This window comes from Aquincola sp. J276, assembly GCF_024700035.1.
Classification (GTDB): Bacteria; Pseudomonadota; Gammaproteobacteria; order Burkholderiales; family Burkholderiaceae_C; genus Aquincola; species Aquincola tertiaricarbonis.
Genome location: NZ_JAJONC010000001.1, coordinates 1,801,754 through 1,824,177, shown reverse-complemented (window position 1 = coordinate 1,824,177; position 22,424 = coordinate 1,801,754). Strand labels below are relative to the sequence as shown.

Annotated in this window: 27 protein-coding genes, 1 tRNA gene and 1 pseudogene; 25 read left to right on the top strand and 4 right to left on the bottom strand. The window is 66.6% G+C overall.

Annotated elements, in window-relative coordinates; genetic code table 11:
* Window positions 1-30 precede the first annotated feature (30 nt).
* The 7 genes and pseudogenes from cysS (at window position 31) to LRS14_RS08290 (ending at window position 7,284) form a co-directional block, all read left to right on the top strand.
* Window positions 31-1,416, top strand: coding sequence for a cysteine--tRNA ligase (gene cysS / locus LRS14_RS08320; RefSeq protein ID WP_257799240.1), 1,386 nt, complete (start codon window positions 31-33; stop codon window positions 1,414-1,416).
* 2 nt (window positions 1,417-1,418) lie between these two features.
* Window positions 1,419-2,087 carry a DNA-3-methyladenine glycosylase gene (locus tag LRS14_RS08315; RefSeq protein ID WP_046111771.1) on the top strand — a complete coding sequence of 223 codons (669 nt, stop codon included), beginning with the start codon at window positions 1,419-1,421 and terminating at the stop codon, window positions 2,085-2,087.
* Between the two features lie 19 nt (window positions 2,088-2,106).
* Window positions 2,107-3,079, top strand: a pseudogene (locus LRS14_RS08310) (acetyl-CoA carboxylase carboxyltransferase subunit alpha).
* Between the two features lie 21 nt (window positions 3,080-3,100).
* Window positions 3,101-4,402, top strand: coding sequence for a tRNA lysidine(34) synthetase TilS (gene tilS / locus LRS14_RS08305; RefSeq protein ID WP_257799239.1), 1,302 nt, complete (start codon window positions 3,101-3,103; stop codon window positions 4,400-4,402).
* A gap of 97 nt (window positions 4,403-4,499) precedes the next feature.
* Entirely contained in the window at window positions 4,500-5,774 is a 1,275-nt protein-coding gene (locus LRS14_RS08300) for an aspartate kinase (protein WP_046111774.1), read from the top strand.
* Window positions 5,775-5,800: 26 nt separating this feature from the next.
* A tRNA-Ser gene (locus LRS14_RS08295) sits at window positions 5,801-5,891 on the top strand.
* Window positions 5,892-6,063: 172 nt separating this feature from the next.
* A complete protein-coding gene (locus tag LRS14_RS08290) occupies window positions 6,064-7,284 on the top strand; it encodes a phage integrase central domain-containing protein (protein ID WP_257799238.1) in 1,221 nt (406 codons plus the stop codon).
* Window positions 7,285-7,302: 18 nt separating this feature from the next.
* Here the strand turns inward: LRS14_RS08290 and LRS14_RS08285 are convergent, their stop codons facing one another.
* Window positions 7,303-7,812 (bottom strand): Arc family DNA-binding protein, encoded by a 510-nt coding sequence (locus LRS14_RS08285; RefSeq protein WP_257799237.1) that lies wholly within the window; start codon window positions 7,810-7,812, stop codon window positions 7,303-7,305.
* A gap of 92 nt (window positions 7,813-7,904) precedes the next feature.
* Here LRS14_RS08285 and LRS14_RS08280 point away from each other — a divergent pair, with 92 nt between their 5' ends.
* From LRS14_RS08280 to LRS14_RS08220, 13 genes are all read left to right on the top strand, one after another.
* Complete coding sequence (locus tag LRS14_RS08280; RefSeq protein WP_257799236.1) at window positions 7,905-8,078, top strand: hypothetical protein; 174 nt, start codon at window positions 7,905-7,907, stop codon at window positions 8,076-8,078.
* An 80-nt stretch (window positions 8,079-8,158) separates the two neighbouring features.
* Window positions 8,159-8,440: a hypothetical protein gene (locus LRS14_RS08275; protein ID WP_257799235.1), complete on the top strand. Its 282-nt coding sequence runs from the start codon at window positions 8,159-8,161 to the stop codon at window positions 8,438-8,440.
* The gene (locus tag LRS14_RS08270; protein ID WP_257799234.1) at window positions 8,433-8,645 is read left to right on the top strand and encodes a hypothetical protein; all 213 of its coding nucleotides are present in this window, start codon (window positions 8,433-8,435) and stop codon (window positions 8,643-8,645) included. The genes LRS14_RS08275 and LRS14_RS08270 overlap by 8 nt, the downstream gene beginning before the upstream one ends.
* Window positions 8,646-8,647: 2 nt before the next feature.
* Window positions 8,648-8,890 (top strand): AlpA family transcriptional regulator, encoded by a 243-nt coding sequence (locus LRS14_RS08265; protein WP_257799233.1) that lies wholly within the window; start codon window positions 8,648-8,650, stop codon window positions 8,888-8,890.
* Complete coding sequence (locus tag LRS14_RS08260) at window positions 8,887-9,738, top strand: hypothetical protein (protein ID WP_257799232.1); 852 nt, start codon at window positions 8,887-8,889, stop codon at window positions 9,736-9,738. Before LRS14_RS08265 ends, LRS14_RS08260 begins: the two co-directional genes overlap by 4 nt.
* On the top strand, window positions 9,713-9,868 hold the full coding sequence (locus LRS14_RS08255; RefSeq protein WP_257799231.1) for a hypothetical protein: 156 nt from the start codon (window positions 9,713-9,715) through the stop codon (window positions 9,866-9,868). The genes LRS14_RS08260 and LRS14_RS08255 overlap by 26 nt, the downstream gene beginning before the upstream one ends.
* On the top strand, window positions 9,865-10,113 hold the full coding sequence (locus LRS14_RS08250) for a hypothetical protein (protein ID WP_257799230.1): 249 nt from the start codon (window positions 9,865-9,867) through the stop codon (window positions 10,111-10,113). Before LRS14_RS08255 ends, LRS14_RS08250 begins: the two co-directional genes overlap by 4 nt.
* Before the next feature lie 53 nt (window positions 10,114-10,166).
* Window positions 10,167-12,182, top strand: a complete 2,016-nt coding sequence (locus LRS14_RS08245) for an AAA family ATPase (RefSeq protein ID WP_257799229.1) — start codon at window positions 10,167-10,169, stop codon at window positions 12,180-12,182.
* Window positions 12,183-12,205: 23 nt separating this feature from the next.
* Complete coding sequence (locus LRS14_RS08240; RefSeq protein WP_257799228.1) at window positions 12,206-12,823, top strand: hypothetical protein; 618 nt, start codon at window positions 12,206-12,208, stop codon at window positions 12,821-12,823.
* 173 nt (window positions 12,824-12,996) lie between these two features.
* On the top strand, window positions 12,997-13,224 hold the full coding sequence (locus tag LRS14_RS08235) for a hypothetical protein (RefSeq protein ID WP_257799227.1): 228 nt from the start codon (window positions 12,997-12,999) through the stop codon (window positions 13,222-13,224).
* Between the two features lie 87 nt (window positions 13,225-13,311).
* A complete protein-coding gene (locus LRS14_RS08230) occupies window positions 13,312-14,196 on the top strand; it encodes a phage major capsid protein (protein ID WP_257799226.1) in 885 nt (294 codons plus the stop codon).
* Entirely contained in the window at window positions 14,117-14,833 is a 717-nt protein-coding gene (locus LRS14_RS08225) for a phage major capsid protein (protein WP_257799225.1), read from the top strand. The genes LRS14_RS08230 and LRS14_RS08225 overlap by 80 nt, the downstream gene beginning before the upstream one ends.
* A gap of 164 nt (window positions 14,834-14,997) precedes the next feature.
* Complete coding sequence (locus tag LRS14_RS08220; RefSeq protein WP_257799224.1) at window positions 14,998-16,110, top strand: tape measure protein; 1,113 nt, start codon at window positions 14,998-15,000, stop codon at window positions 16,108-16,110.
* 1,518 nt (window positions 16,111-17,628) lie between these two features.
* On the opposite strand, the gene LRS14_RS08215 is transcribed toward LRS14_RS08220, so the two are convergent.
* Window positions 17,629-18,219 carry a Pycsar system effector family protein gene (locus LRS14_RS08215; protein WP_257799223.1) on the bottom strand — a complete coding sequence of 197 codons (591 nt, stop codon included), beginning with the start codon at window positions 18,217-18,219 and terminating at the stop codon, window positions 17,629-17,631.
* A gap of 174 nt (window positions 18,220-18,393) precedes the next feature.
* Between LRS14_RS08215 and LRS14_RS08210 the strand changes: the two genes are divergently transcribed.
* Window positions 18,394-18,603 (top strand): hypothetical protein, encoded by a 210-nt coding sequence (locus LRS14_RS08210; protein WP_257799222.1) that lies wholly within the window; start codon window positions 18,394-18,396, stop codon window positions 18,601-18,603.
* Window position 18,604: 1 nt separating this feature from the next.
* A complete protein-coding gene (locus LRS14_RS08205) occupies window positions 18,605-18,862 on the top strand; it encodes a hypothetical protein (protein WP_257799221.1) in 258 nt (85 codons plus the stop codon).
* A gap of 220 nt (window positions 18,863-19,082) precedes the next feature.
* Here the strand turns inward: LRS14_RS08205 and LRS14_RS08200 are convergent, their stop codons facing one another.
* Together LRS14_RS08200 and LRS14_RS08195 are read right to left on the bottom strand one after the other, a co-directional pair.
* Window positions 19,083-20,087, bottom strand: a complete 1,005-nt coding sequence (locus tag LRS14_RS08200; protein ID WP_257799220.1) for a plasmid recombination protein — start codon at window positions 20,085-20,087, stop codon at window positions 19,083-19,085.
* A gap of 237 nt (window positions 20,088-20,324) precedes the next feature.
* Entirely contained in the window at window positions 20,325-20,591 is a 267-nt protein-coding gene (locus tag LRS14_RS08195; protein WP_257799219.1) for a DUF4224 domain-containing protein, read from the bottom strand.
* 148 nt (window positions 20,592-20,739) lie between these two features.
* On the opposite strand from LRS14_RS08195, the gene LRS14_RS08190 reads away from it, so the two are divergent.
* The 3 genes from LRS14_RS08190 to LRS14_RS08180 all read left to right on the top strand — a co-directional run bounded on the left by LRS14_RS08190 (window position 20,740) and on the right by LRS14_RS08180 (window position 22,358).
* Window positions 20,740-21,450, top strand: coding sequence for a hypothetical protein (locus tag LRS14_RS08190; protein ID WP_257799218.1), 711 nt, complete (start codon window positions 20,740-20,742; stop codon window positions 21,448-21,450).
* Window positions 21,440-21,766, top strand: coding sequence for a hypothetical protein (locus LRS14_RS08185; protein WP_257799217.1), 327 nt, complete (start codon window positions 21,440-21,442; stop codon window positions 21,764-21,766). The genes LRS14_RS08190 and LRS14_RS08185 overlap by 11 nt, the downstream gene beginning before the upstream one ends.
* Before the next feature lie 163 nt (window positions 21,767-21,929).
* Complete coding sequence (locus LRS14_RS08180) at window positions 21,930-22,358, top strand: hypothetical protein (protein WP_257799216.1); 429 nt, start codon at window positions 21,930-21,932, stop codon at window positions 22,356-22,358.
* Window positions 22,359-22,424: the final 66 nt, after the last annotated feature.

Below are 22,424 nucleotides of genomic sequence, written 5' to 3'. Positions count from 1 at the left end.
GATGAGGCCGCTGTCTTTGCGGCCTTCGCGATGACCCTTCGCCTGCACAACACCCTCACCCGTACCCTGGAAGACTTCACGCCCGTGGAAGCCGGCAAGGTGCGGATGTATGTGTGCGGCATCACCGTGTACGACCTGTGCCACATGGGCCATGCACGCACGATGACGGCGTTCGACGTGGTGTACCGCTGGCTGGTCACGTCGGGTTACGAGGTCACCTACGTCCGCAACATCACCGACATTGACGACAAGATCATCCGTCGTGCGGTGGAGCGGGGCATCACCATCGGTGAGCTGACCTCGCAGACCACGCAGGCCATGCAGCAGGACTTCGCGGCCATCGGGCTGCTGCCGCCGACGCATGAGCCCCGAGCGACCGACTACGTGCCGCAGATGCTGGACGTGATCGGGCAGCTGGAAGCCAGGGGCCTGGCCTACCGCGCCGACGATGGCGACGTGAACTTCGCAGTGCGTCGTTTCCCTGGCTACGGCAAGTTGTCCGGCAAGAGCCTGGACGACCTGCGTGCCGGCGAGCGCGTGGCCGTGCAGGCAGGCGAGGGTGGCAAGGGCGATCCGCTGGACTTCGTGCTGTGGAAGGCCGCCAAGGCCGACGAGCCGCCGGAGGCCAAGTTCGACGGCCGCTATGGTCCTGGCCGGCCCGGATGGCACATCGAGTGCTCGGCCATGGCCTGCAGCATGCTGGGCCAGCCGATCGACCTGCATGGCGGCGGCATGGACCTGCAGTTCCCGCACCATGAGAACGAGATCGCGCAGACGGAAGGCGCCACCGGCGCGCTGTTCGCACGTCACTGGATGCACACCGGCTTCCTCAACGTCGACGACGTGAAGATGTCGAAGTCGCTGGGCAACTTCTTCACCATCCGCGAAGTGCTGCAGCGCTACGACGGCGAGACGCTGCGCTTCTTCCTGCTGCGCACGCACTACCGCAGCCCATTCAACTTCAGCGACGCCCACATCGACGACGCGCGTGCGGCCTTGCGTCGGCTCTACACCGCGCTCGAGAAGGTGCCCGCCCAGGCGTCGCCCATCGACTGGCAGCAACCCGCCGCGGCCGCTTTCCGCGATGCCATGGACGACGACCTGAACACGCCCGCCGCGATTGCCGTGCTGTTCGAGCTGGCCAGCGAAGTCAACCGCGGCGGCTCGGCCACGCAGGCCGGCCTGCTGAAGGCGCTGGGCGCCACGCTGGGCGTGCTGCAGCAGCCGCCCACGGCTTTCCTGCAGGGCGGCCGGCAAGGCCTGGACGAGGCCGCGCTGCAGGCGGCCATCGAGGCCCGCGCCGCGGCCAAGCAGGCCCGCAACTTTGCCGAGGCCGACCGCATCCGCGCACAGTTGCTGGAGCAGGGCGTGGTGCTGAAGGACTCGGCGCAAGGCACCACCTGGGTGAGAGCCTGATCGTGCCGCGTGCTGTTGTAACGCCTGCGGCGAACGTGATCGTCACGCCGTCCTACTGGGACGACGCGTGCCGCCACCTCAGCAAGCGCGACCGGGTGATGAAGAAGCTCATCCCCAAGTTCGGCGAAGGCCGGCTGCAGAGCCGGGGCGACGCCTTCACCACGCTGGCCCGCTCCATCGTCGGCCAGCAGATCTCGGTGAAGGCCGCGCAGTCGGTGTGGGACAAGTTCGCCGCCCTGCTGCCCGACCCCAGCACGCGCCTGAAGCCTGATTCCGTCATGGCGTTGGAAGTGGACACCATGCGTGCGGCCGGCCTCTCCGCGCGCAAGGTGGAATACCTGCGCGACCTGGCGCAGCACTTCGACAGCGGTGCGGTCCATGTGCAGCAATGGCAGGACATGGACGACGAGGCCATCATCGAGGAACTGGTCGCCATCCGCGGCATCGGTCGCTGGACGGCCGAGATGTTCCTCATCTTCCACCTGATGCGGCCCAACGTGCTGCCGCTCGACGACCTGGGCCTGATCAAGGGCATCAGCCTCAACTACTTCAGCGGCGAGCCGGTGTCACGGGCTGAGGCGCGCGAAGTGGGCGATGCCTGGGCACCTTACCGGTCGGTCGCCACCTGGTACCTTTGGCGCAGCCTTGATCCGCTGCCCGTCGAGTACTGAGAACAAGAGGAACCTCCGCATGAGCAAGAAGCACTTCCTGGACTTCGAAGCCCCCATCGCCGAGCTCGAAGCCAAGATCGAAGAACTGCGCTTCGTTCAAAGCGAATCCGCGGTCGACATCTCCGAGGAGATCGAGCGGCTGGACAAGAAGAGCCTGCAGCTCACCAAGGACATCTACACCCAGCTCACGCCCTGGCAGGTCACGCAGATCGCGCGGCATCCGCAGCGGCCCTACACGCTGGACTACGTCAACGACATCTTCACCGACTTCCAGGAGCTGCACGGCGACCGCGCCTTTGCCGACGACCAGTCCATCGTCGGCGGTCTGGCGCGATTCAACGGCATGGCCTGCATGGTGCTGGGCCACCAGAAGGGCCGCGACACCAAGGAACGTGCCGCGCGCAACTTCGGCATGGCGCGGCCCGAAGGCTACCGCAAGGCGCTGCGGCTGATGAAGCTGGCCGAGAAGTTCGGCCTGCCGGTGTTCACCTTCGTGGACACGCCGGGTGCCTATCCCGGCATCGGCGCCGAGGAGCGCGGCCAATCGGAAGCCATCGGCCGCAACATCTTCGAGATGGCGCAGCTGGAGGTGCCCATCATCGCCACCATCATTGGCGAAGGCGGCTCGGGCGGTGCGCTGGCCATCAGCGTGGGCGACCAGATGCTGATGCTGCAGTTCTCGGTGTACTCGGTCATCTCGCCGGAAGGCTGCGCCTCCATCCCAGTGGAAGACGGCCGAACGCGCCGCCGATGCGGCCGAAGCGCTGGGCATCACCGCCCATCGGCTGAAGGCGTTGGGCCTGGTGGACAAGATCATCAACGAGCCGGTGGGCGGTGCGCACCGCGATCCCAAGGCCATGTCCGCGTCGCTCAAGCGCGGGCTGAACGATGCGCTTCGCCAGGTCATCGACCTGAAACCGAAGGAGCTGCTGCAGCGCCGCTACGAGCGCCTCCAGGCCTACGGCCGCTTCAGCGACACCAAGGACCGCTGAGCCTGCACAGGCAGCCGCGTGATGGCACATCGCCTGGCGGTGGCCGTCAGCGGCGGCCGTGATTCCGCGGCCCTGCTGCATGCCACTGTTGCGGCAGCACGGCCACTGGGCATCGAGGTGCATGCCTTCCATGTGCACCACGGCCTGATGCCCGAAGCCGATGGTTGGCAGGCGCAGGTGGCCCGCCTGTGCGAGGCCTGCGGTGTGCCCTTGCAACTGCGCCGCCTGACCTGCCGCCCCGCCCGCGGCGACAGCATCGAGGCCTGGGCCCGGCGTGAGCGTTATGCGGCCTTGACCGACATGGCGCTGCAGGCCGATGTGCAACTGGTGCTGCTGGCCCATCACCGGCGTGACCAGGCCGAGACCTTCCTGCTGCAGGCCCTGCGCGGGGCAGGCCCGGCCGGCCTGGCCGCCATGCCTTCCTGCATCGTGCGTGACGGCATCACCTGGGCCCGGCCCTGGCTGGACCAGCCGCGCGAGGCCATCGACGCCTATGTGGCGCACCACCGCATCGCCGCCGTCGAAGACCCAAGCAACGCGGATTCCCGCTTTGCCCGCAACCGCTTGCGGCTGCAGGTGATGCCTGGCCTGAGCAGCGCCTTCGCCGACGCGGAAAGTGCGCTCGCCGCTTCCGCGCGCCGCATGGCCGAGGCCGATGAGGCCCTGCGGGACTGGGCCACCCAGGCGCTGGCACGGTGCAGTGCCGGGCGCGCCCTGCTGCGTGAGCCCTGGCAGGCCTTGACGCCCGCGCAGCAGGCCATCGTGCTGCGCCACTGGCTGGCGCTGAAGCTGGGGCAAGGTGCGCCGCAGCGCCTGCTCGACCGCCTGCTCAAGGAGTGGCCCGATGCCGTGTCCGCCTCGTGGCCCGCGGGGCCCGGCCGCATGCTGCGCCACTACCGCGGCCGCCTTGTGCTGCAGGCCGTGCCGGGCGAGCAGGCGGCCGGCTGGCCCGCGGCCTTGGCTTTGCAGATCGATGCGCCGGGCAACGTCGCGGTGCCGGCATGGCAGGGCGTGTTGCGGGTGAAACTTTCGGACAGCGGCGTGCCGCTGGCGTGGCTGCTCGCGTGCGAACTGCGGGCCCGGTGCGGTGGTGAGCAGTTCCAGTCCGCGGCCAACCGCCCGCCGCGCAGCCTCAAGAAGATGTTCCAGCAGCAGGCGGTGCCGGCATGGGCGCGCGGAGCGCCGTTGCTCTGGAGTGCGCACGGCCTGATGTTCGTGCCGGGGCTGGGCCTGGATGCACGCAGTGTGAACCCCGCGGAGGCCGGACCGCGGGTGACCCTGGAGTGGCTGCCCCTTGCTGCAGATTCTGCAAACGACGGGTGACTGGCCGACGGTCGCTAGAATCGCGGGCTTCCCCGGACTCGCCCGGGCCGATTTTTTCAAGCAGAACGTGCGGGCCGCGGCGCTCGCCGTCACCCTCATGGCACTGATCGTTCACAAGTACGGCGGCACGTCGATGGGCTCCACGGAGCGCATCCGCAATGTCGCCAAGCGCGTCGCCAAGTGGGCCCGCGCCGGGCACCAGATGGTGGTGGTTCCTTCGGCAATGAGCGGCGAGACCAATCGCCTGCTCGGGCTGGCCAAGGAACTGCAGCCTGAACGCATCACCGGCAGCGTGATGCGCGAACTGGACATGATCGCCTCCACCGGCGAGCAGGTCTCGGTGGGCCTGCTGTCCATTGCGCTGCAGGCCGAAGGCCTCGAATGCGTGAGCTACGCCGGCTGGCAGGTGCCCATCCAGACCGACTCGTCCTTCACCAAGGCCCGCATCCAGGCCATCGACGACGCCCGCGTGCGCGCCGACCTGGCCGCCGGCAAGGTGGTGGTGATCACCGGGTTCCAGGGCGTGGACCCGGAAGGCCACATCACCACGCTGGGCCGCGGCGGCAGCGACACCTCGGCCGTGGCCGTGGCGGCCGCGATGAAGGCCGCGGAGTGCCTGATCTACACCGACGTGGACGGCGTCTACACCACCGACCCGCGCATCGTTCCCGAGGCGCGCCGGCTGCATACCATCAGCTTCGAAGAGATGCTGGAGATGGCCAGCCTGGGCAGCAAGGTGCTGCAGATCCGCTCGGTGGAGTTCGCCGGCAAGTACCGGGTGCCGCTGCGTGTGCTGTCGAGCTTCACGCCCTGGGACATCGACATCGACGAGGAAGCCAAGTCGGGCACCCTGATCACCTTCGAGGAAGACGAAAACATGGAACAAGCCGTTGTCTCGGGCATCGCGTTCAATCGCGACGAAGCCAAGATCACCGTGATGGGCGTGCCCGACAAGCCGGGCCTGGCCTACCAGATCCTCGGTGCGGTGGCCGATGCCAACATCGATGTGGACGTGATCATCCAGAACGTGTCGCACGACGGGAAGACGGACTTCTCGTTCACCGTGCAGGGCGTGGACTACAGCCGCGCGCTGGACCTGCTGAAGTCGAAGGTGGTGCCGGCCACGGGCGCGGCCGAGGTGGTGGGCGACCCGAAGATCTGCAAGGTGAGCATCGTGGGCATCGGCATGAAGAGCCACGTGGGCATTGCGGCCAAGATGTTCCGCACGCTGAGCGAAGAGGGCATCAACATCCAGATGATCAGCACCAGCGAGATCAAGACCAGCGTCGTCATCGACGAGAAGTACATGGAGCTGGCTGTGCGTGCACTGCACAAAGCTTTCGATCTCGAGCAGGAAATCGCCTCGGCATAGGCTAGAATCCCGCTTCTTCGAATGTTGGAGTCGTGACCGAGTGGCCGAAGGTGCTCCCCTGCTAAGGGAGTATGTGCCAAAAGCGCATCGAGGGTTCGAATCCCTCCGACTCCGCCAAGGATCACTTTGGCGATGACCAAAGATGACAAGCTAGACCTCTTAGAGCCCCGGATTCCGGGGCTTTTTTCTTGGCCGTTGTCAAAGTTCGTTGATTGACAGCGGGCGGCAGGTGGGGGACTCTTTGGGGGACTCAGGTGGGCTGTTCCCCTGGTTTGCCCGCAAGTCCCCCATGCCCCTCACCGACACCGCGTGCCGTGCCGCACGCTGCCCCGATGACAAGCCGCGCCTGCGCCTGGCCGACAGCGGCGGCCTCTACCTCGAAGTGCAGCCCAACGGCTCAAAGCACTGGCGCTGGAAGTACCGGTTCGACGGCAAGGAGAAGCGGCTGGCGCTGGGCCTGTACCCGGCCGTCCCGCTGGCGCAGGCCAGGCGAGACCGCGACGCAGCTCGCGACCTGCTGAAGGCCGGCAGCGATCCGGTGCAGGCCAAGCTCGACGCCAAGCTGGCCAAGCAGGTTGCCCTGGGCAACACCTTCGAGGCGGCCGCCCGCGCGTGGTTCGAGCACTGGCGAGGGCCGAAGTCCGAGCGGCACGCCGACTATGTGCTGCGCCGGCTGGAGGCCGACGTGTTTCCGCTGCTGGGCGCCAAGCCGATCGCGGACATCACCGCGCCGCAGCTGCTGGCCATGGCCAAGAAGATCGAGGCCCGCGGCGCACTCGACATCGCCAAGCGCTCACTGCAGACCTGCGGGCAGATCTTCCGGTATGCCGTGGCGCATGGCCTCATCGAGCGCAACCCGGCAGCCGACGTGCGGCCGAGCGACGCGCTGAAGCCGCGGAAGAAGGGGCACTTCGCCCGCGTCGACGCGAAGGAGCTGCCGGCGCTGCTGCGTGCGATGGAGGCCTACGGCGGCAGCCCCTACACGCGCTTCGCGCTGCAGCTGCTGGCGCTGACGTTTGTGCGCACCGGCGAGCTGATCGGCGCCAGGTGGGAAGAGTTCGACCTCGACAAGGCCGAGTGGCGCATCCCGGCAGCTCGCATGAAGATGCGCACGCCGCACATCGTGCCGCTGTCGACCCAGGCCGTGCACGTCGTCAAGCTGCTGGACCAGCACCGCAGCCCGTCGGGCCTGCTGTTCCCTGGCGAGCGGGACCACGAGAAGCCGATGAGCAACAACACCATCCTGGCGGCGCTGAAGCGCATGGGCTACGGTGGGCAGATGACTGGCCACGGCTTCCGGGGATTGGCTTCGACGGTGCTGCACGAAGAGGGCTTCGAGCACATGCACATCGAGCTGCAGCTGGCGCACATGGACCGCGACGACGTGAGCGCCGCCTACAACTTCGCGACCTACCTACCCCAGCGCCGCAAGATGCTGCAGTGGTGGGCCGACCACCTCGACCAGCTGCGGGTGGGCGCCAAAGTACTGCCGTTCAGGGCGGCGGGCTGACGGCCACTCAGCGCTGACTTACTCGAGAGGGTCAATCTGTGGACCCGGTCGCAGCAGTGCTTGTTGAGCCTTCTCTGCGGCCATCATTGCGCGCCATTTGGCCCGCACTTCCTGGGCGTTTCGCCAGCGCTCATAGAGCTGAATGTCGGTGTACGGCGCCTCGCCGACGCCTCCAAGGCCCCATTCGCCAATGGCTGCTCTCTCGAGCTCCTCGCCGGCCTCGCGAAGGTCCTGCGGAAGGTCTTGGTGCTTGTCCATGTCGCGTAGGAGCTTGATGGCTCGATCAGCGACCTTGGAACAAGCGTTGGTCAGCTCAGCAACCTGGAACTCAAGCTCCGCGATTCGCGCGTCCTTACTCGCGATGGTCACGGCGATCGCCGGTGACACCATACCTGGAATAAAGCTGGCCTCCAGGCGGTCAACGATCTCCGAATTCATCGTCCTGCGGGCGTCCTTGGCATGCGCCTCGATCTCGGCTTTCAGGCTCTGAGGAAGCCTGATCTTCATCTGGTGGTCGTCTCGGCTCATCGACTGAATTATGAGTGCGCAGTGGCTTGACCTGTAAACCACTTTCGGTCCATCATCCATCCCATGAACCATTTTCGGTCCACGGAGGTCAGATGAGTGAAGCGAAGTCGGCGACGTACATCGCCTTGCCCAGTGAGCTCAAAGCGTACCTGCGCCAAGCAGCGATCAAGAACATGCGATCAATCGCCGGTGAAGTGTTGTTCCGTCTCGAGCAGAGCCGGCGGAGGGAGGAGAGCGCAGCCCCGCAGGCCGCGCAGCAGCAATGACCCCCAGAAAGGCGAAGAGCCGCGCGGCTGGTACCCGGCGGCTCTTCAGTGTCAGCAACCTTGCGACAGGAATCGACGACATGAAGTCTACGCGCACTGCGGCCCCGGCCGCCACACCCCCATCGGAGGGCTTGCAATGTCTCGCCCTCGAGGCGCTGGCGATCATCGAGGCCCAACTGAGCATGTTGGGCCGCGAATTCATCGCACGGCCGGACGGTGAGGCCTTCGACCTGGTGCTGATGCGCACGCTGCGCGACATCAAGGCGTTGAACAGCGTGGTGATTTCCGTGCTGGCAGAGGACCACCTGCGCGACGTCGCCGAAATGCAGATGGTGGTCTTCGGTGAGGTGTGCCATGGCTAAGCGCCTTGCCACCCCACAGGAGCGGACCGAGCTGATCGATCCGCTGTTCAACGTTGTCGCCGCGCTGTTCGCCATGGCTGCCTTGGGCGACGCGCTGTGTGACAACAGCATTCAACATCCAGAAGACGCCGGTGACGCCGTGGCGAGACTGGCTGCCCAGGCCCGCGAGCAACTGGTTGACGTCATCAATCGTCTGGACGCCTGACCATGCACGAACGGACCATCACCCCGATCAGTCTGCCCACCGGGCCGGGTCAAGACCCGGTGCTCATCAACATCAAGGCGGCCAGCCAGATGATGGGCGTGACGCCCGCGACGATCTACGCGCGGCTGAAGGCGAAGGTGCCCGGCTTCCCGCAGCCGGTGCGGCTTTCGAGTCGCTGCACGCGGTTCCGCCGGCGCGAGGTCGTCGCGTACGTAGAGAGCCTGACCGGTGAGGCCGCGACATGACCAAGCCCACCTTTCAGGCCCTCGGCGCACTTGCTGGCCAGCCCGGCACCACTTTCACCGAAGCCGATGTAGCGGCCGACGTTCCCGACCTGGCAGCCGAGCTGCACGACACGGAGATCGACGCGAAGGCGTTCGCAGTCTGGCTGCAGCCGCTGCTGGTCGAGTACCGGGTCGCCGCCGCGGCCATGGCGCTGATGGGCCAGCGCGCCGCCGTCGTCCGGTGGCTCGAGGCAGCGGCGGCCCAGCCCGAGCAGGCGCTGGGCGACGGCCGCCTGCAGCACCCACCTGCCTGGCATGCGGAGCCTGCCCTGTGGCATGCCGCGCGGCGCAGCGGCCTCGATTGGGACGACCTGGTGGCCGCCGGTCATGCGCCGCTGGCGGCCGCTGTTTTGCGGGCCGCCGCAGACATGCTGCGTGCCGGCAAGTCCAGGCGCGGCCGGCGCACCTCGCGAAGCCGCGACCTGCTGCTGAACGCGGTCGTTCAACGCCTGCGTGTGCTGGGCCTCGGCGCCGGCGATGCCGCCCACCGCGCCGCCGGCATCCTCTCCGTGTGCGCGGTGCCGGTGCCACAGGAAACCACGGCCCGGGCGGCGCGGCGCGCATGGCCGCGGGCAGAAACTGCCTCATCGATTCCGGCTGCCTCGCCATCCATGGTGGCCACCCCACCAAGCCTGCTCCCACGGCCTGACGATGCCAACGAACAACCACCCTCCCAAGCGCCCGGCGCAGCGCACGCCGGCCGCCTCGAAGCTCAACGAGTCAGCCCGCGTTGTGTGCGACAAGATCGGGCCCGAGCCGCACGAGGCCGACCTGCCTGGCTTCATGGCCGGCGAGCGCATCGCGAATGAGTTCCTGGCCAGCTTGCGCGATGGCCAGGCCAGCAACGACGAGCTGTACGCGGCCGCGGGCCTGATGTCCCAGAACCCGAACAGCGTGCTGCGCGGCTTCTTCCGCGTGCTGCAGGGCGAGCTCGAATGACGGCCGAGGCATCACCCCTGCGCCGGGCGGCGCGTGAGCACGTCGCGGCGGCGCTGCTGACCGAGGCGGAGCTGAAAGCCTTCACGACGCTGCAGGCTCAGGCAGCGCTGCGCGGCATCCGCTGTGACGCCATGGAGTTGGACAACGGCCGCGTGGGCTACGTGGTGTCGCGATGGACTTTCACCACCACCAGCACCACCCTAGCCGAGCTCGAGGCCTTGCTGCGCAGGATGGGGGTGCAGTGAGAGGTGCGCCGGCAGCCTCAGTCGAACCGCGCTTGCGTTGGCAAGAGGCTGTTGTGCACACCATCGACCGCGGCGGCGTTCCGGCTGAGCCTGGTGCTGACCGGGCGCAGCCGCATTCGATCGAGGCGGAGCAATCGGTGCTGGGTGGCTTGCTGCTGGACAACGGCGCATGGCACGGCATCGCCGACGTCGTGCAGTCGGCCGACTTCTTCGATGGCCGGCATCAGGCCATCTTCGAGGCGATCGGCGCTATGGTGGGCGCCGGCCAGCCGGCCGACGTCATCACGGTGTTCGAGCAGCTGCAGACGGCCGGCAAGGCCGAGGAATGCGGCGGCCTGGTGCACCTCAATGCGCTGGCGCAGAGCGTGCCGACGGCGGCCAACCTGCAGCGGCATGCGGGCATCGTGCGAGAACGCGCAGTGCAGCGGAAGCTGATTGCGCTCAGCGACGAGATCGCCGGCGCGGCGGCGCGTGGAGGCGATGTTGCCGCCATCGCGTCGTTGGCTACAACCCGGTTCGCTGAGCTTGAGCGGACGCAGGTGGGTACGGCCGACGGACTGCCGATGCTCACCCTCGACGAGCTGCGCACGCGGGCTGAGGCGACTCGGTGGCTGGTGAAGCACCGAGTGCCTGACAGCGCGATCGGCACCATCTTCGGCGCGCCGGGCACGTTCAAGTCGTTCATCGCGATGGATCTGGCCCTGCACGTGGGCCACGGCCTGCCGTGGCTCGGCCGCAAGACCCTGGCGCGCCCGGTGGTCTACCTCGCTGGCGAGGGCGGCGCAGGCCTTTCTCCTCGCTTCCAGTCGTGGCATGAGGCGCGCCGCCTTGACCACCGGAAAGCCCAGGTACATGTGGTGCCCGTGACGCTCGAGCTGTCCACCGAGTCCCGTACGGTTGTGCGAAAGGCGCAGGGGCTGGGTGTGTCTCCCGGCCTGGTCATCATCGACACCCTGTCTAGCTCCTTCGGCGGTGACGAGAACGCTGCCGCCGAGGTGGCCGCTTTCCTGCGCACGCTGGGCCGCGAGTTTCGCGACTTGTGGAGCTGCACGGTGCTGCTGGTGCACCACAGCGGCCACGCCGCCACGGAGCGGCCGCGCGGCTCATCTGCCTTCGTCGCGAACCTCGACTTCGTGTTCGGGGTGCACCGTGACGAACGGGAGATGCTGGCTACGATGAGCTGCTTCAAGCTCAAGGATGGCGAGCGCTTCGACGACGCGGTCTTCTCTCTGACGAAGCACGAGCTTGGTACCGACGTCGATGGGGACCCGGTCACCTCCCTGGTGGCACGACACCTCACGGATGCGGATGAGGTGGCGATGGCGCAGCAGGCCGAGCAGTCCGCCGGTCGAGGCGGGCGCACGCAGCTGCTGCTGAACCTGGTGCAGAACGGCATGAGCGAGAAGGAGCTGCGTAAGGCCTTCTACGAGGACTGCCAGATCGCGGAGCCCGAGGCCAGGAAGAAAGCGTACTACCGGGCCCGCGATGCGGCAGTCCGCGCGCAGCTCATTGAGGTGGCCCAGGGCACCCTGATCGACCTGCGGGGGGCAAGTAAGTGTCCCGTTTTCAAACTTCAACTGTCCCGATTTTCGGGACATCGGGACAGGGACGGGACTCGCGCGCGCATAAGGAAACCGGGACATTGTCCCGTCCCGTTTCCTGTCCCGATGCGCGTCCCGGTGTGTCCCGTTTTGCTGTCCCCGGTGCTGCTTGGCATGGAGTACTCGAATGCGAATGAAGCCCACCGAGGCCGTGCGCTGGGCCATCGTCGCGCCGCGCACCTTCCATGCACTGGACGCGACGGTGAGCTGCACCCTGCGCGTGCCGATGGTGCCCGCCGGCGAGGTGGCCGAAGCCGTGTGCGCCTGGCAGGCCGGTGCTGCTGGCGAGATCTGCGAGCGCACCCGAGAGCTGCTGCTGGCGCAGCGGCAGAAGGTGGTGAACCGCGTGGCGCGGCAGCTGGGCCGGCGCGTCACGGTGCGCGACGTGTGGCTGTGATGGCTGCGTTGCGCCGGCGAGCCTACTTCGATCCGCTGCGGCGGTCTCGAGTGCAAGCCGGGGTCGCATAGCATCCGATCACACGGGAGGGTTTATGAACTGGCTCGAGTTTTTGGCAAAGCTCGTCGACTCGGCAGCGTGGCCGGCTGTCGCAGGCGCGGCGATTTACGTCTTTCGCGAGCGACTGAACGAAGCGCTGCAAGTCGCGACACAGCAGCTTCAGCGCGTCGGACAGCTGAAGGTAAGCGGAGTCGAAGTCGTCATGCAGGCTGAGAAGAGCTTGGCCGAGAAGGAACAGGAGGCCGATTCTGTGCAGGAGCAACTTGCCGCAGCCACCGCGCCCGAGGAACGTGAGAACTTGGCGGCCAAACTGAGAGAGGCGCTTGACGAAGCGGCTCGGCTGCGCGCTTTGGTTGAGAAGTTGTCCGCAGGAACGGAGCGAAGTGAGGCCAGCCCCTTCGCTGGTATGGCAGTGCACTCATCGCTTCGGAAGCTAGCGCTGAAGATGGGGTTCGAGAACATCAGGGAGCCGATGCGTCTTAAGCACTACCACCGGATGAAGCTGGAGGCCGACGAGGCGTTGATGGGGATGTCTGTCGCAGAGGTGCTGCCTCTCCGAAGCGCAGGCTATGTTCTACAAAATGGCCAGCTGACAACTGCTGGTTTGCAAGCGCTCGTTGCGCTTGCGCGGGAAGAGGGGGCGTCGAGCTGAGCTGCTCGTGGCCCTGGGGGTGGATCCAATCCCTTGGGCCTTGAGTGCGGTAACGGCACTCCCCCCACGGATGGGCTTTTTTGCACCAGCCGAAATTTCGGGCGAGAACTCTTTTTCGTAAAAGAATGGCCGGTCGACCTGCTTTCCAACCGACGCGCCAGCAGCGCGACCTGGTGGCCACCGCAGCAGGCGGCGGCGCCACCCAGCAGGCCATTGCGCTGGCCCTGGGCCTGACCGTGCCCACCCTCCGCAAGTGCTTCCCCGAGGAGCTGCAGCACGGCGCCGCGCGCCGGCGGCTCGAGGTGCTGCTGTCTCTCTTCGCAGCCGCGCGCCGCGGCCGGGCCGGCGCTGCCCGGCGCTACCTCGCCCACCGGCCGGAGCGCTTCCAGGCCTCTCGATAGGGCTCCGGCTTATTTCTGCCTTCCGGCTTTGTGGACCCCGGCCGTTCAATGCCGGCCATTCGTCAGCATCGCCAGAGGAAGGCCGCCATGTCCCTGCAGCAGCACCCCGCAACCACCGCCGTCACCGCGCATGCTGTTGCCCAAGCGCTCGGTTTTGCGCCAGGCGCGATGGTGCTTGCCCACGCCCCTCACGCGGTGCCTGGCTGCGAGGCGCTTGAAGCACGTCTGAACAGCCTGTATGCCGAGGCAGGCAGGATCATGGCGGTTTGTGGCCGCGACCCCGAAGGCGACCAACGAGACCGGATCAACCGCATCGCCGCCGAGGTGGAGGTGCTCGAGCGGCAACTGGAGACCGCCAATCAGTTCGCTGCCGAGGTCGGGCCTCCTGGCCAAGCCAACAGTCGCTTCCAGCCCGGCAATGTGGGGCCGCGCAGCGGTCGCCCGGCTATGCGCCAGATTGCTCCAATGGCGTCCTACCGCGCTGGTTCACCTGCACCGGCGCCCGCGCCAGCCAAGGCGGCAGCCAAACCGGCGGCCAAGCGCCTGCCCAGCGAGACCGACCCGCAGCGCTGGGGCTTCGGCAACTTCGCCGAGTTCGTGGCAGCCGTGAAGATCGGGTCAGCCAAGGCCGGCCAGGTGGATCCGCGCCTGGTGCTCAACTCCGCACCGAACAGCTACGGCTCGGAAGGTGTTGGCCAGGACGGCGGCTTCGCCGTGCCCCCCGAGTTCCGCGACTCGATCATCGAGAAGGTGCTGGGCGAGCAGTCACTGCTGCCGCTGACCGACCAGCAGATCGCGTCGCGCAACAGCATCACCTTCCCCGCCGACGAGACCACGCCAGTGGCAGTCGTCGGGTGGAATCCAGGCCTACTGGGAATCCGAGGCCAAGGAGATGCCACAGTCGAAGCCCGACCTGAAGGCCAAGACCGTCAAGCTCGAGAAGATCGTGGCCATGGTGCCGCTCAGCGATGAGCTGCTGGAGGACGCGCCGGCCATGGCCAGCTACGTCAACCGCAAGGCCCCGGAGAAGATCAGCGCCAAGGTCAACGCAGCCATCATGGCCGGCTCCGGTGTCGGCATGCCGCTGGGCATCCTGAACAGTCCGGGCACCATCGTCGTGCCGAAGGAAGCCGGCCAGGCCGCCGACAGCGTGCTGTTCGCCAACATCACCAAGCTGTGGACGTCGATCACGCCAGCGGCGCGGCGCAATGCCCGGTGGTTCATGAACCCCGACGTCGAGCAGCACCTGATGACCATGCAGTTCCCGGGCACCGGCACCGCCGTGCCGGCGTATATGCCCCCGGGCGGCCTGTCGCGTGCGCCGTACGGCACGCTGCTGGGCCGGCCGATCATCTACAGCGAAGCCATGGCACCGGTGGGCGAGCAGGGCGACATCGTGTTCGGCGACCTGGCCAACTACCTCACCGCGGTGAAGACCGGCGGCGTGCGCAGCGAGGTGTCGATGCACCTGTGGTTCGACTACGACCTGACCGCCTTCCGCTTCGTGCTGCGCGTCGGTGGCCAGCCGTGGTGGAACGCGCCGATCGTCCCCGCCAGCATCGCTTCGTCCAAGCGCGGCTTCTTTGCCACGCTCGCCGCGCGCGGCTGATAAGTCTTGGCCACCGCGGGCGAGATAGCCCGGCCATAGCCCGGGGTGGTTGCCGCATCGAGCGGCGAGTCATGCCCCATGGTTGGGACCGGCCCTGCTGGAACGGGGCGAGGCGCATCGGGAGCTCGGGAGAGCTGCACGGCGCCACCTACTGAAAGGGCACCATGAGCGAGAATGTCGGTACCGGTTCGATCAAGCTGACCGGTGACGCCACCGGCTTCAAGGCGGCCATCGCGGATGCCAAGCAGTCGGCCACCGGCCTGGGCAAGGAGCTGGGCAACAGCACGCAGGCCGGCGCGGCCAAGGGCAAGGCCGCCGTCGACCAGTACATCGCCCGGCTGCGGGTGGCCGCCGACAACATCGGCAAGACCGCCAGCCAGATCAAGCTGCAAGAGCTGGCGCAGCGCGGCGCCACCCAGGCCCAGCTCGAGACCGCCGCGGCAGCGCTGAAGACGCTCGACGCCTACAAGCAGCAGCAAGCCGCCGCGAGACAAGCCGCGGCAGCCAGCAACCAGGCCTCGGCCGGCGCGCTGGCCATGCGCAACGCGCTGGCCGGCCTGTCGGTGGCTGCACTTGGCCGCGAGTTCATCCAGGCCGCCGACGCGATGACGAACCTGAACGCACGCCTGGCGCTGGTGGCCACCGGCTATGCGAACTTCCAGCGCGCCCAGCGCGAGGTGATCGCGATTGCACAGGAGACGCGCACCGGCCTGGGCCAGACGGCCGACCTGTTCACCAGCCTGTCGCGCAGCACCGAAGCGCTGGGTGTCTCGCAGAGCGACGTGCTGGGTGTGACCCGCACCATCAACCAGGCGCTGGTGGTGTCTGGCGCGAACGCCGAGAGCGCCGCCGCGGCGCTGGTGCAGCTGGGCCAGGGCTTCGCATCTGGCACGCTGCGGGGCGAGGAGCTGAACAGCGTGCTGGAGCAGGCGCCGCGGCTGGCCCGCGCGATCGCCGACGGCATGGGCGTGACAGTGGGCCAGCTGCGCGACTTGGGCAAGGCCGGGAAGCTGACCGCCGAGCAGGTGTTCCAAGCCATCCAGAAGGGCGGCGCGGCCATCAACAGCGAATTCGAGCGCATGCCCCTGACGGTGGGGCCAGGCCATGACCCAATCGCGCAACGCCGTTCAGGTTCTGGCCGGCGCGATGGACAACGCCAGCGGCGCGACGGCCGCGCTGGCCAGCACCATCAGCAGCGTGGCCGAGAAGGCGATCGAGCTGGCCGACGCCATCAAGCGCGGGCGCGACGGCGCCAAGGACATCGGCATCCTGGCTGATGGCTTCCTGACCGTCAGCGAGACCGTGCAGGTCCTGTACGCCAATACGAAGTACGTGTTCCAGGGCATCGGCCGCGAGATCGGCGCCGTGGCCGCGCAGCTGGTGGCGCTGGGCACTCTCGACCTCAAAGGCTTTGCCGCCATCTCCGAGGCCGTGAAAGCCGACGCGGTGCGCGCGCGGGCCGAGGTGGACCGCGTGACGGCCGAGATCCTGGCCAGGCGGCCGAGCGCGGCCGAGGCGCTGCGCCGGCAGGAGGACCGCGGCTTCGACCCGCTGCGCAAGCCTGCAGGCGGCCCGCCGGCAGCAGCCGGCACCGGGAGCAAGACAGACCCTTACGACAGCGAGCTGAAAGCGCTGCGCGAGCGCAATGCGCTGTTGGGCAAGGAAGGCGCGCTGGAGAAGCTGAACACCGAGATCGCGCTGGGCAAGTTCGGCAAGCTGACCGAGGCGCGCCGGCTGCAGCTGCAGTACCTGGCTGCCAGCATCGACCAGGCGGCCGACGAAGCCGCGGCGCAGAAGGCCCTTGAGGCTGCGCGCGACGCGGCCACCGAGGCGCTGACCCGCAGCTCGACGGCGGCGGTACAGGCCGTGGCCGCCTTCGAGGCCGGCAACCGGTCGATGGCCGAAGAGATCGAGCTGATGGGCGCCAGCGCCACGGCACGTGCCGCGATCGAGAACGCGCGCATCGAAAGCCTGATCACCACCAAGGAACAGCAGATCGCCGAGCGCGAGCTGGCCGGCATCGGCGAGCAGCAGAACCAGCTGCTGCAGAAGGAGATCGACCTGCTGCGCGAGCGGCAGCAGCTCAACAGCACGAAGGCCTTCAAGGAAGCCGAGCAGCTGCTGCAGGAGACCGGTGTGAAGGCGCGCACGTCGCTCAGCGCCTCGGTCGCTGAAGGCCTGCTGGAGGGCTTCCGCAAGGGCAACAACCTGGCCGACGTGTTCCTGCGCGAGCTGAAGGCGCAGTTCGCCCGCACCGTGCTGCAGCCGGCCATCGAGCCGATCGTCACCGGCATGCAGGGCACGGCATCATCGATCGGCAGCGGCCTGTTCAACCTGGTGCAGGAGGGCTTGAAGTGGCTCACCGGCAGCGGTGCCGGCGTGGGCATCACCAGCGGCAACATGGGCCTGGCCGACTTCGGCCTTGGTGGTGGACGCGCCAGCGGCGGCCCGGTCGAGCGCGGCCGCATGTACCGCGTCAACGAGCTGGGCCCGGAGCTGCTGAAGATCGCCGGGCAGCAGTACCTGATGATGGGCAAGGACAGCGGCACGGTGGTGGCCCACGACCAAGCCATGCGGCAGATCGGCGGCGCCGGCTCTATGGCCACGCAGATGCCTCAGGTGCTGCGCGTTGCCACTCCAGTGACGATCATCAACAACACCGGCATCGCGGCGACGGCGACCTCGCAGCAGCGCAACGATGGCGGCATCGACGTAATTCTCGAGGCGCTGCAGAACCAAGTGGCCGATGGCATTGCCTCGGGCACCGGCCCGGTCGCACGTTCTATCGAGGGCCGTTATGGCTTAAGGCCCAGCTTCTCATCATGATTCTGGCTCGCGCCAACAGTTTGCGTTATTACCGTCGGGTTCTTACAAACCGGCGAGTCAAGCGCGAAGCGAGCATATATCGCAACGCCAAAGGTGAGTCCCGTGGCCCCGATCGCGCAACACACGGCTAAGCCCACGATTCGATATTTAGTGCGAAGCCATTGCGATTTTCCGACTACCCCAGTCAACAGCCAATCGACAATTTCCTCGTCCTTCGCTTCTTTCCACTTTTCGGCGTACGTCTTGTGATCTTTTGCAATTGCACCGTAAAACATCATTTCGTGCGGCTTGTGTGTCCAGCGCGGTAATACGGCGTATAAGGAAAGCATCAAGCCGAGCAGGAGCACCAAGCCAGTAATTGAAATGAACAGTGACAGTCGATTTTCCGGCGCAAACAAATCTCCCTGTAGTACTGTCAGGCACTCCTTGGAATAGACGACGTACGCAGTGACGAGCACCGAATACGCTGTGACAAGAAGGCCTGTTTTCGTCGCAGCCAAAGCTATTTGTTGTTCCACATGTCCGTATTGAGCCAACAGGACCTCTGTACTAAACTTCATTTCTCCCCCGATGAAAATTGCATGAGCCAACCTTCAACTGTTGCAGGTGACCTCAAGGCGCAGTGCCCCCGATAGGGTAGCCTAGGGCACCGCTGCCGGCGAAAATTTCCTGTTGCCTGTAACGCAGGGGTCGGCGAGGATGCTGCGGCGACTCACTCTTGAGAGATAAGCAGCATGAGCACAGCATCGGTCGAGCCCCTGTTCACCGTGAAGGAAACAGGCGACGGCACTCCGTTTCTCTACCTCGAGCATCGCGGCGAGGCGTCCCCGGGCTTTCCCAGCAGTGTTGTCTTGAGGCTGCGAGACGGCACCACCCTAGAAGAGGCGCGTGAGCTGTCAAAGCTGATGGCCAGCCGCATCGTGCGGCTTTCGATCACTGCCTGACATGGGTGTGGCGCTCAACGGCGGAAGCGCAGTGCGAACCTGCTCGGCAGCGGCGATCGCCTTCGCGGCGGGATGGCTCTTGTCAGGCGGCGATCCCAATGACCGACCTAGGCTCGGCGACACCGGTCTGCCGAAAAACTGCCGCGCGATAGTCCAGGCGAACGTCGATGCTTACCGAGCGAAAACCTATCCGCCCGACGCCATCATGGCTTCGCTGGAGCGCAACTGCGGGGCCGGCGGCTATTCGTGGGGAAGGTGATACTGGGCCGGGCCGCTCAAAAGTGAGCAGTGCACCGTGTGCGCAAAAGCTCGAAGACGGTCCGGAGCATGCAAGGCCGGAACTCCGGCCTCTCGCGAAGTTTGACCATCACCCCATTTTTGGGGAGACGTTCGAGCGTCCAACCACTTTTGGTTAGACGCCCTCAAAAGTGAGGCCGTCGCCGCTAAGTCGTTGATCTGATTTCTAACGCAAAAGTGCGTCAGGTCCAAGGGCTGGTCAGGCTGCCGCTCGATCGCGCCGTCGCTGGCACCTCTGCGGGCAACTCGGCCTCGGCTTTCCTGAGAGGCCCCCACACCGCTTCGATCTTGTCGGCCACGGCCGCCGGCAGCATCCTCAAGGCTTCGACGATCGCGCCCTGCACTCTGGCCAGCCGGCGGGCGAAGGCGTTGAGCTCGGTGGCCTGCCGGGCTTGAACAGCTTCGACGGCATCGAGCTTCTGGGCCCGCGCCTGTATCCCCTTGAACCTGGTCTCCATGACCGCCAACTGCATCACCACCTTGGTGGCCGCAGCTCGGGCCTGCTCCGCCTCGGCGATCGCCTTGGCTGCCTTGGCCTCGGCCACCTGGGAGGCCTCGAGCGCGGCCTTCTCCCGCCTGGCCAGCTCACGCTGCACGCGGCGCTGCGCCCTCGCGTTGCCGGCGGCCGCCTGCTGGAGCGTCTGCATGTCGATGTGGGTGGCCTTCACGCCGCGCCTTGCCCGCTCCATGCCCAGCCGCGCGAAGTTGCCCTGTGCACGATCGAGCAGCGCCGCGATCTTCTTGGGCCCGTCGAACCAGTGCGCTGCGGACAGCCGGCCGTCGGGCGTCACCGGTGTGACGATCGCCCACAGATGCGGCCGGCGTTCATCGAGGTGCAGTCCGCAGCCGATGATGTTGTCGTCGCCAAACTCGCGCCGCAGCATGGCCAGGTGCGCGCGGGCCAGCAGCTGCCAGTCGCCTCCGGCTTCCCAGAAGTCATCGGACGCGCCCAGGAACAGTTCGACGGCGCGCACCGCGTCCTTGCGCTTGGCCAAGGGATCGGTGCGGGCCATGACGCGCCTGACCACCTCCGCTGGATCCTCGGTGCCCCAGATGGTCTGGTTCTCGCAGAGCCGCGCCGGGTCGGCGTTGCGTGTCGGGATCGTGCGCGCGTGATGGCCCATTGCGCCGATCAGCGATGACGCGGTCTTGTGCTTGGCCAGCCTGATGATGGGACAACCTGCCATGCGACGATCGTATCGACGCCCACCCCCGTTCCAGCCCGCAAATGGCAGGTGAGGCAGCACCGATTGGTGGGTTTCACGCCGGGCCCTGCGCCCACCGTTCGGCCCGCGCCGCGGAACCGTTACGCACAACGGTTCGCTGCGCAAACCGGTACGCCAGGGAGGCGCTGCCCCCCATGGACCCCCAACGCCCACGCCTCCGCGTGATAACCCATTGCCAGCTGCCGGTGGACGGATGGATCAGCGCGCGGTGCGGCGCTTGGCTCCGCGCGCTGCGAACAGCTCGATCAGCCGGGCCCGGTCTGGCTCACCTTCACGGGGCGCCTGCCGGCCGCCGTCCGTGCTGAACCTTTCGGCTCCCAGCACCCGCTCCAGTTCGCTGCGCATCAGCAGCGGCCGCCCGTTCGGCTTGCGGGCCACCAGCAGGCCGAGGCCGCTCAGGCAGCGCGCCTGCGCCGACGGCGCCTTGAGTGGCGCGCACAGCTCGGCGATCTCGTCATCGGTCAAGAAGGGTGGCACTTCAGGCCCTTACGCGGACTGGGTGGCTCACCCAACTGGGCGAGCGTGGCAGGTGGTCAATGTTCACCGGATGCCCGCCTCCGGAAAACGGAGATGATCGGAGGAGTCACGATTGGTGACACCTTGGAGTGCGGTTTTGGCGAAGGAACGGAAGGCGAAGACTCTGGTCTACAAGCATGCGCTGTTTCACAGCCCGCCTGCGACCACCTTAAAGCAGCAGCTGGCGTTGGCTCTGGCTAAGAAGCCGACCATCGGGGACAGGCGTGAATCGCTGGGCCCTCCCGACCAGTCGCCGGAGTGGCGCCTTATCGGACAGTACCGCGCAGAAGCCGACATGCTGTTCGGCGTGCTGATGACGTACATGCCAGGGACTGCGTCGACGTTTCTCGTGGACGACACGGCTGCCACGAGCCTGACCGTTGAACAGTTCGTTGCCCCTCAAACGACGGACGGTAAGAGACGTGAGCGGCTGGACGCCACGTTGTTCTTCGCCGTCTACGCAAATCATCTTGTCATGATGCAGTCGTCGTCGATGCGAGAGCGGCAGCTGGAGCATCATTTGCAGTGGCTGTTGCACCACGCTGGTGAACTTGAAGGAACCAACCAGGTCCGGCTTGTCGACCAACTTCCGAAAGCTGCTCGCGACAAGGTTGAGGCGGCCGGTGTGCGGGAGCTTGACATTGGCGGCGAGCTGGAAGCCGATGAGACGCTCGACAGCTCAGCGGAGCCGGTACCGGGCCCAGCGGTTGCCCGCACGGCAACCATGGATTCCTCGGCGAGCGTGGTTGAGTCAGCGAGCGAAAAAAACCGGCATCTTGGGGGCGCTGAAGAGCTTGTTGAAACCTGACGAGGCGGCGAAACTCGATCTAGACGCTTTGACCGGTTCCAACATCGAATACACGTTGAAGATTCGGTACAAGGTGGAGACTACGGACAAGGGTCAAAAGCTCATGAACACCCTGGGCTCCGCACTGCGAAATGCCGAGGGTCTGAACGCCAAGGTTCATCTGGTCGGTGGTGGCACGATCGCGGGCAATCAGCTCAGGCTGGCCGGCCGTGTCAGGATCACGACCATCGACGGCATCCCCGATGCGAACGAAGTTTTTGAAACGATGAGGACATGGCTGCTGCAACGGGTCCAATCCGACGACGTCCAGATCTGATTGACGGGCTCTTCTACCCGCGTCTGCTCCTGCGCGTCATGTTCATCGGGCTGACTGGGGGCTTGCCGCCGTCGCGTTCCACTACCTCACCCCAGGTCTTCTGGCCTACGTCTCGGGGGTCACGGCGCCGTTTTGCCTTGTTTGTGCGGCCGCGGTATGGGGCATGCGGGACAAAACGGACGGCATTCTTGAAGCGGACTACTTGGATGCCAAGCAGTACGCGCAGCGGAGCGCTGCAGCCTCACGGCTCCGCAGGCGCTTCCTCTGGCGGGCAGCGGTGCTCGTGCTGGGAGCACTCGTTTGCATCAGCCCAGCGGTCACGTACCAGATGCTCCCCACCAAAGTTGTCTGGGAGTGGATGGTCATCGCCGGCGGCGTCGCGGTGGGCGAAGCTGCCTACACGTTCCTCTTGGCGAATCAGTGGGACGAGCAGCTTCGGGCGACCCGTCAGCGCGACGTGATGGTGGCGAAGGCCCGCGAAGAGAAGTTGGCGGCCATAGCGGCTCTGAGCTCAGTGACGGTTTCACGCGATGACTCGTTCCCGGGGTGGGGAAGCGCGACTCGAGGAACGCTCGTCCCGCCCCATCACTGAACCCAGAGGCGCTGCCAAGGGGGACTTCGTGGGGGACCTGGAACGTGGCACACGCTGCGATTCCTA

Excerpts from the sequence above, each read along its gene's own strand:
- cysS (WP_257799240.1), top strand. The coding sequence starts at position 31 with ATGACCCTTCGCCTGCACAACACCCTCACCCGTACCCTGGAAGACTTC.
- tilS (WP_257799239.1), top strand. The coding sequence starts at position 3,101 with ATGGCACATCGCCTGGCGGTGGCCGTCAGCGGCGGCCGTGATTCCGCG.
- LRS14_RS08300 (WP_046111774.1), top strand. The coding sequence starts at position 4,500 with ATGGCACTGATCGTTCACAAGTACGGCGGCACGTCGATGGGCTCCACG.
- LRS14_RS08290 (WP_257799238.1), top strand. The coding sequence starts at position 6,064 with ATGCCCCTCACCGACACCGCGTGCCGTGCCGCACGCTGCCCCGATGAC.
- LRS14_RS08285 (WP_257799237.1), bottom strand. The coding sequence starts at position 7,812 with ATGAGCCGAGACGACCACCAGATGAAGATCAGGCTTCCTCAGAGCCTG.
- LRS14_RS08280 (WP_257799236.1), top strand. The coding sequence starts at position 7,905 with ATGAGTGAAGCGAAGTCGGCGACGTACATCGCCTTGCCCAGTGAGCTC.
- LRS14_RS08275 (WP_257799235.1), top strand. The coding sequence starts at position 8,159 with ATGAAGTCTACGCGCACTGCGGCCCCGGCCGCCACACCCCCATCGGAG.
- LRS14_RS08270 (WP_257799234.1), top strand. The coding sequence starts at position 8,433 with ATGGCTAAGCGCCTTGCCACCCCACAGGAGCGGACCGAGCTGATCGAT.
- LRS14_RS08265 (WP_257799233.1), top strand. The coding sequence starts at position 8,648 with ATGCACGAACGGACCATCACCCCGATCAGTCTGCCCACCGGGCCGGGT.
- LRS14_RS08260 (WP_257799232.1), top strand. The coding sequence starts at position 8,887 with ATGACCAAGCCCACCTTTCAGGCCCTCGGCGCACTTGCTGGCCAGCCC.
- LRS14_RS08255 (WP_257799231.1), top strand. The coding sequence starts at position 9,713 with ATGGCCGGCGAGCGCATCGCGAATGAGTTCCTGGCCAGCTTGCGCGAT.
- LRS14_RS08250 (WP_257799230.1), top strand. The coding sequence starts at position 9,865 with ATGACGGCCGAGGCATCACCCCTGCGCCGGGCGGCGCGTGAGCACGTC.
- LRS14_RS08240 (WP_257799228.1), top strand. The coding sequence starts at position 12,206 with ATGAACTGGCTCGAGTTTTTGGCAAAGCTCGTCGACTCGGCAGCGTGG.
- LRS14_RS08230 (WP_257799226.1), top strand. The coding sequence starts at position 13,312 with ATGTCCCTGCAGCAGCACCCCGCAACCACCGCCGTCACCGCGCATGCT.
- LRS14_RS08225 (WP_257799225.1), top strand. The coding sequence starts at position 14,117 with ATGCCACAGTCGAAGCCCGACCTGAAGGCCAAGACCGTCAAGCTCGAG.
- LRS14_RS08220 (WP_257799224.1), top strand. The coding sequence starts at position 14,998 with ATGAGCGAGAATGTCGGTACCGGTTCGATCAAGCTGACCGGTGACGCC.
- LRS14_RS08215 (WP_257799223.1), bottom strand. The coding sequence starts at position 18,219 with ATGAAGTTTAGTACAGAGGTCCTGTTGGCTCAATACGGACATGTGGAA.
- LRS14_RS08210 (WP_257799222.1), top strand. The coding sequence starts at position 18,394 with ATGAGCACAGCATCGGTCGAGCCCCTGTTCACCGTGAAGGAAACAGGC.
- LRS14_RS08205 (WP_257799221.1), top strand. The coding sequence starts at position 18,605 with ATGGGTGTGGCGCTCAACGGCGGAAGCGCAGTGCGAACCTGCTCGGCA.
- LRS14_RS08200 (WP_257799220.1), bottom strand. The coding sequence starts at position 20,087 with ATGGCAGGTTGTCCCATCATCAGGCTGGCCAAGCACAAGACCGCGTCA.
- LRS14_RS08180 (WP_257799216.1), top strand. The coding sequence starts at position 21,930 with ATGCGGGACAAAACGGACGGCATTCTTGAAGCGGACTACTTGGATGCC.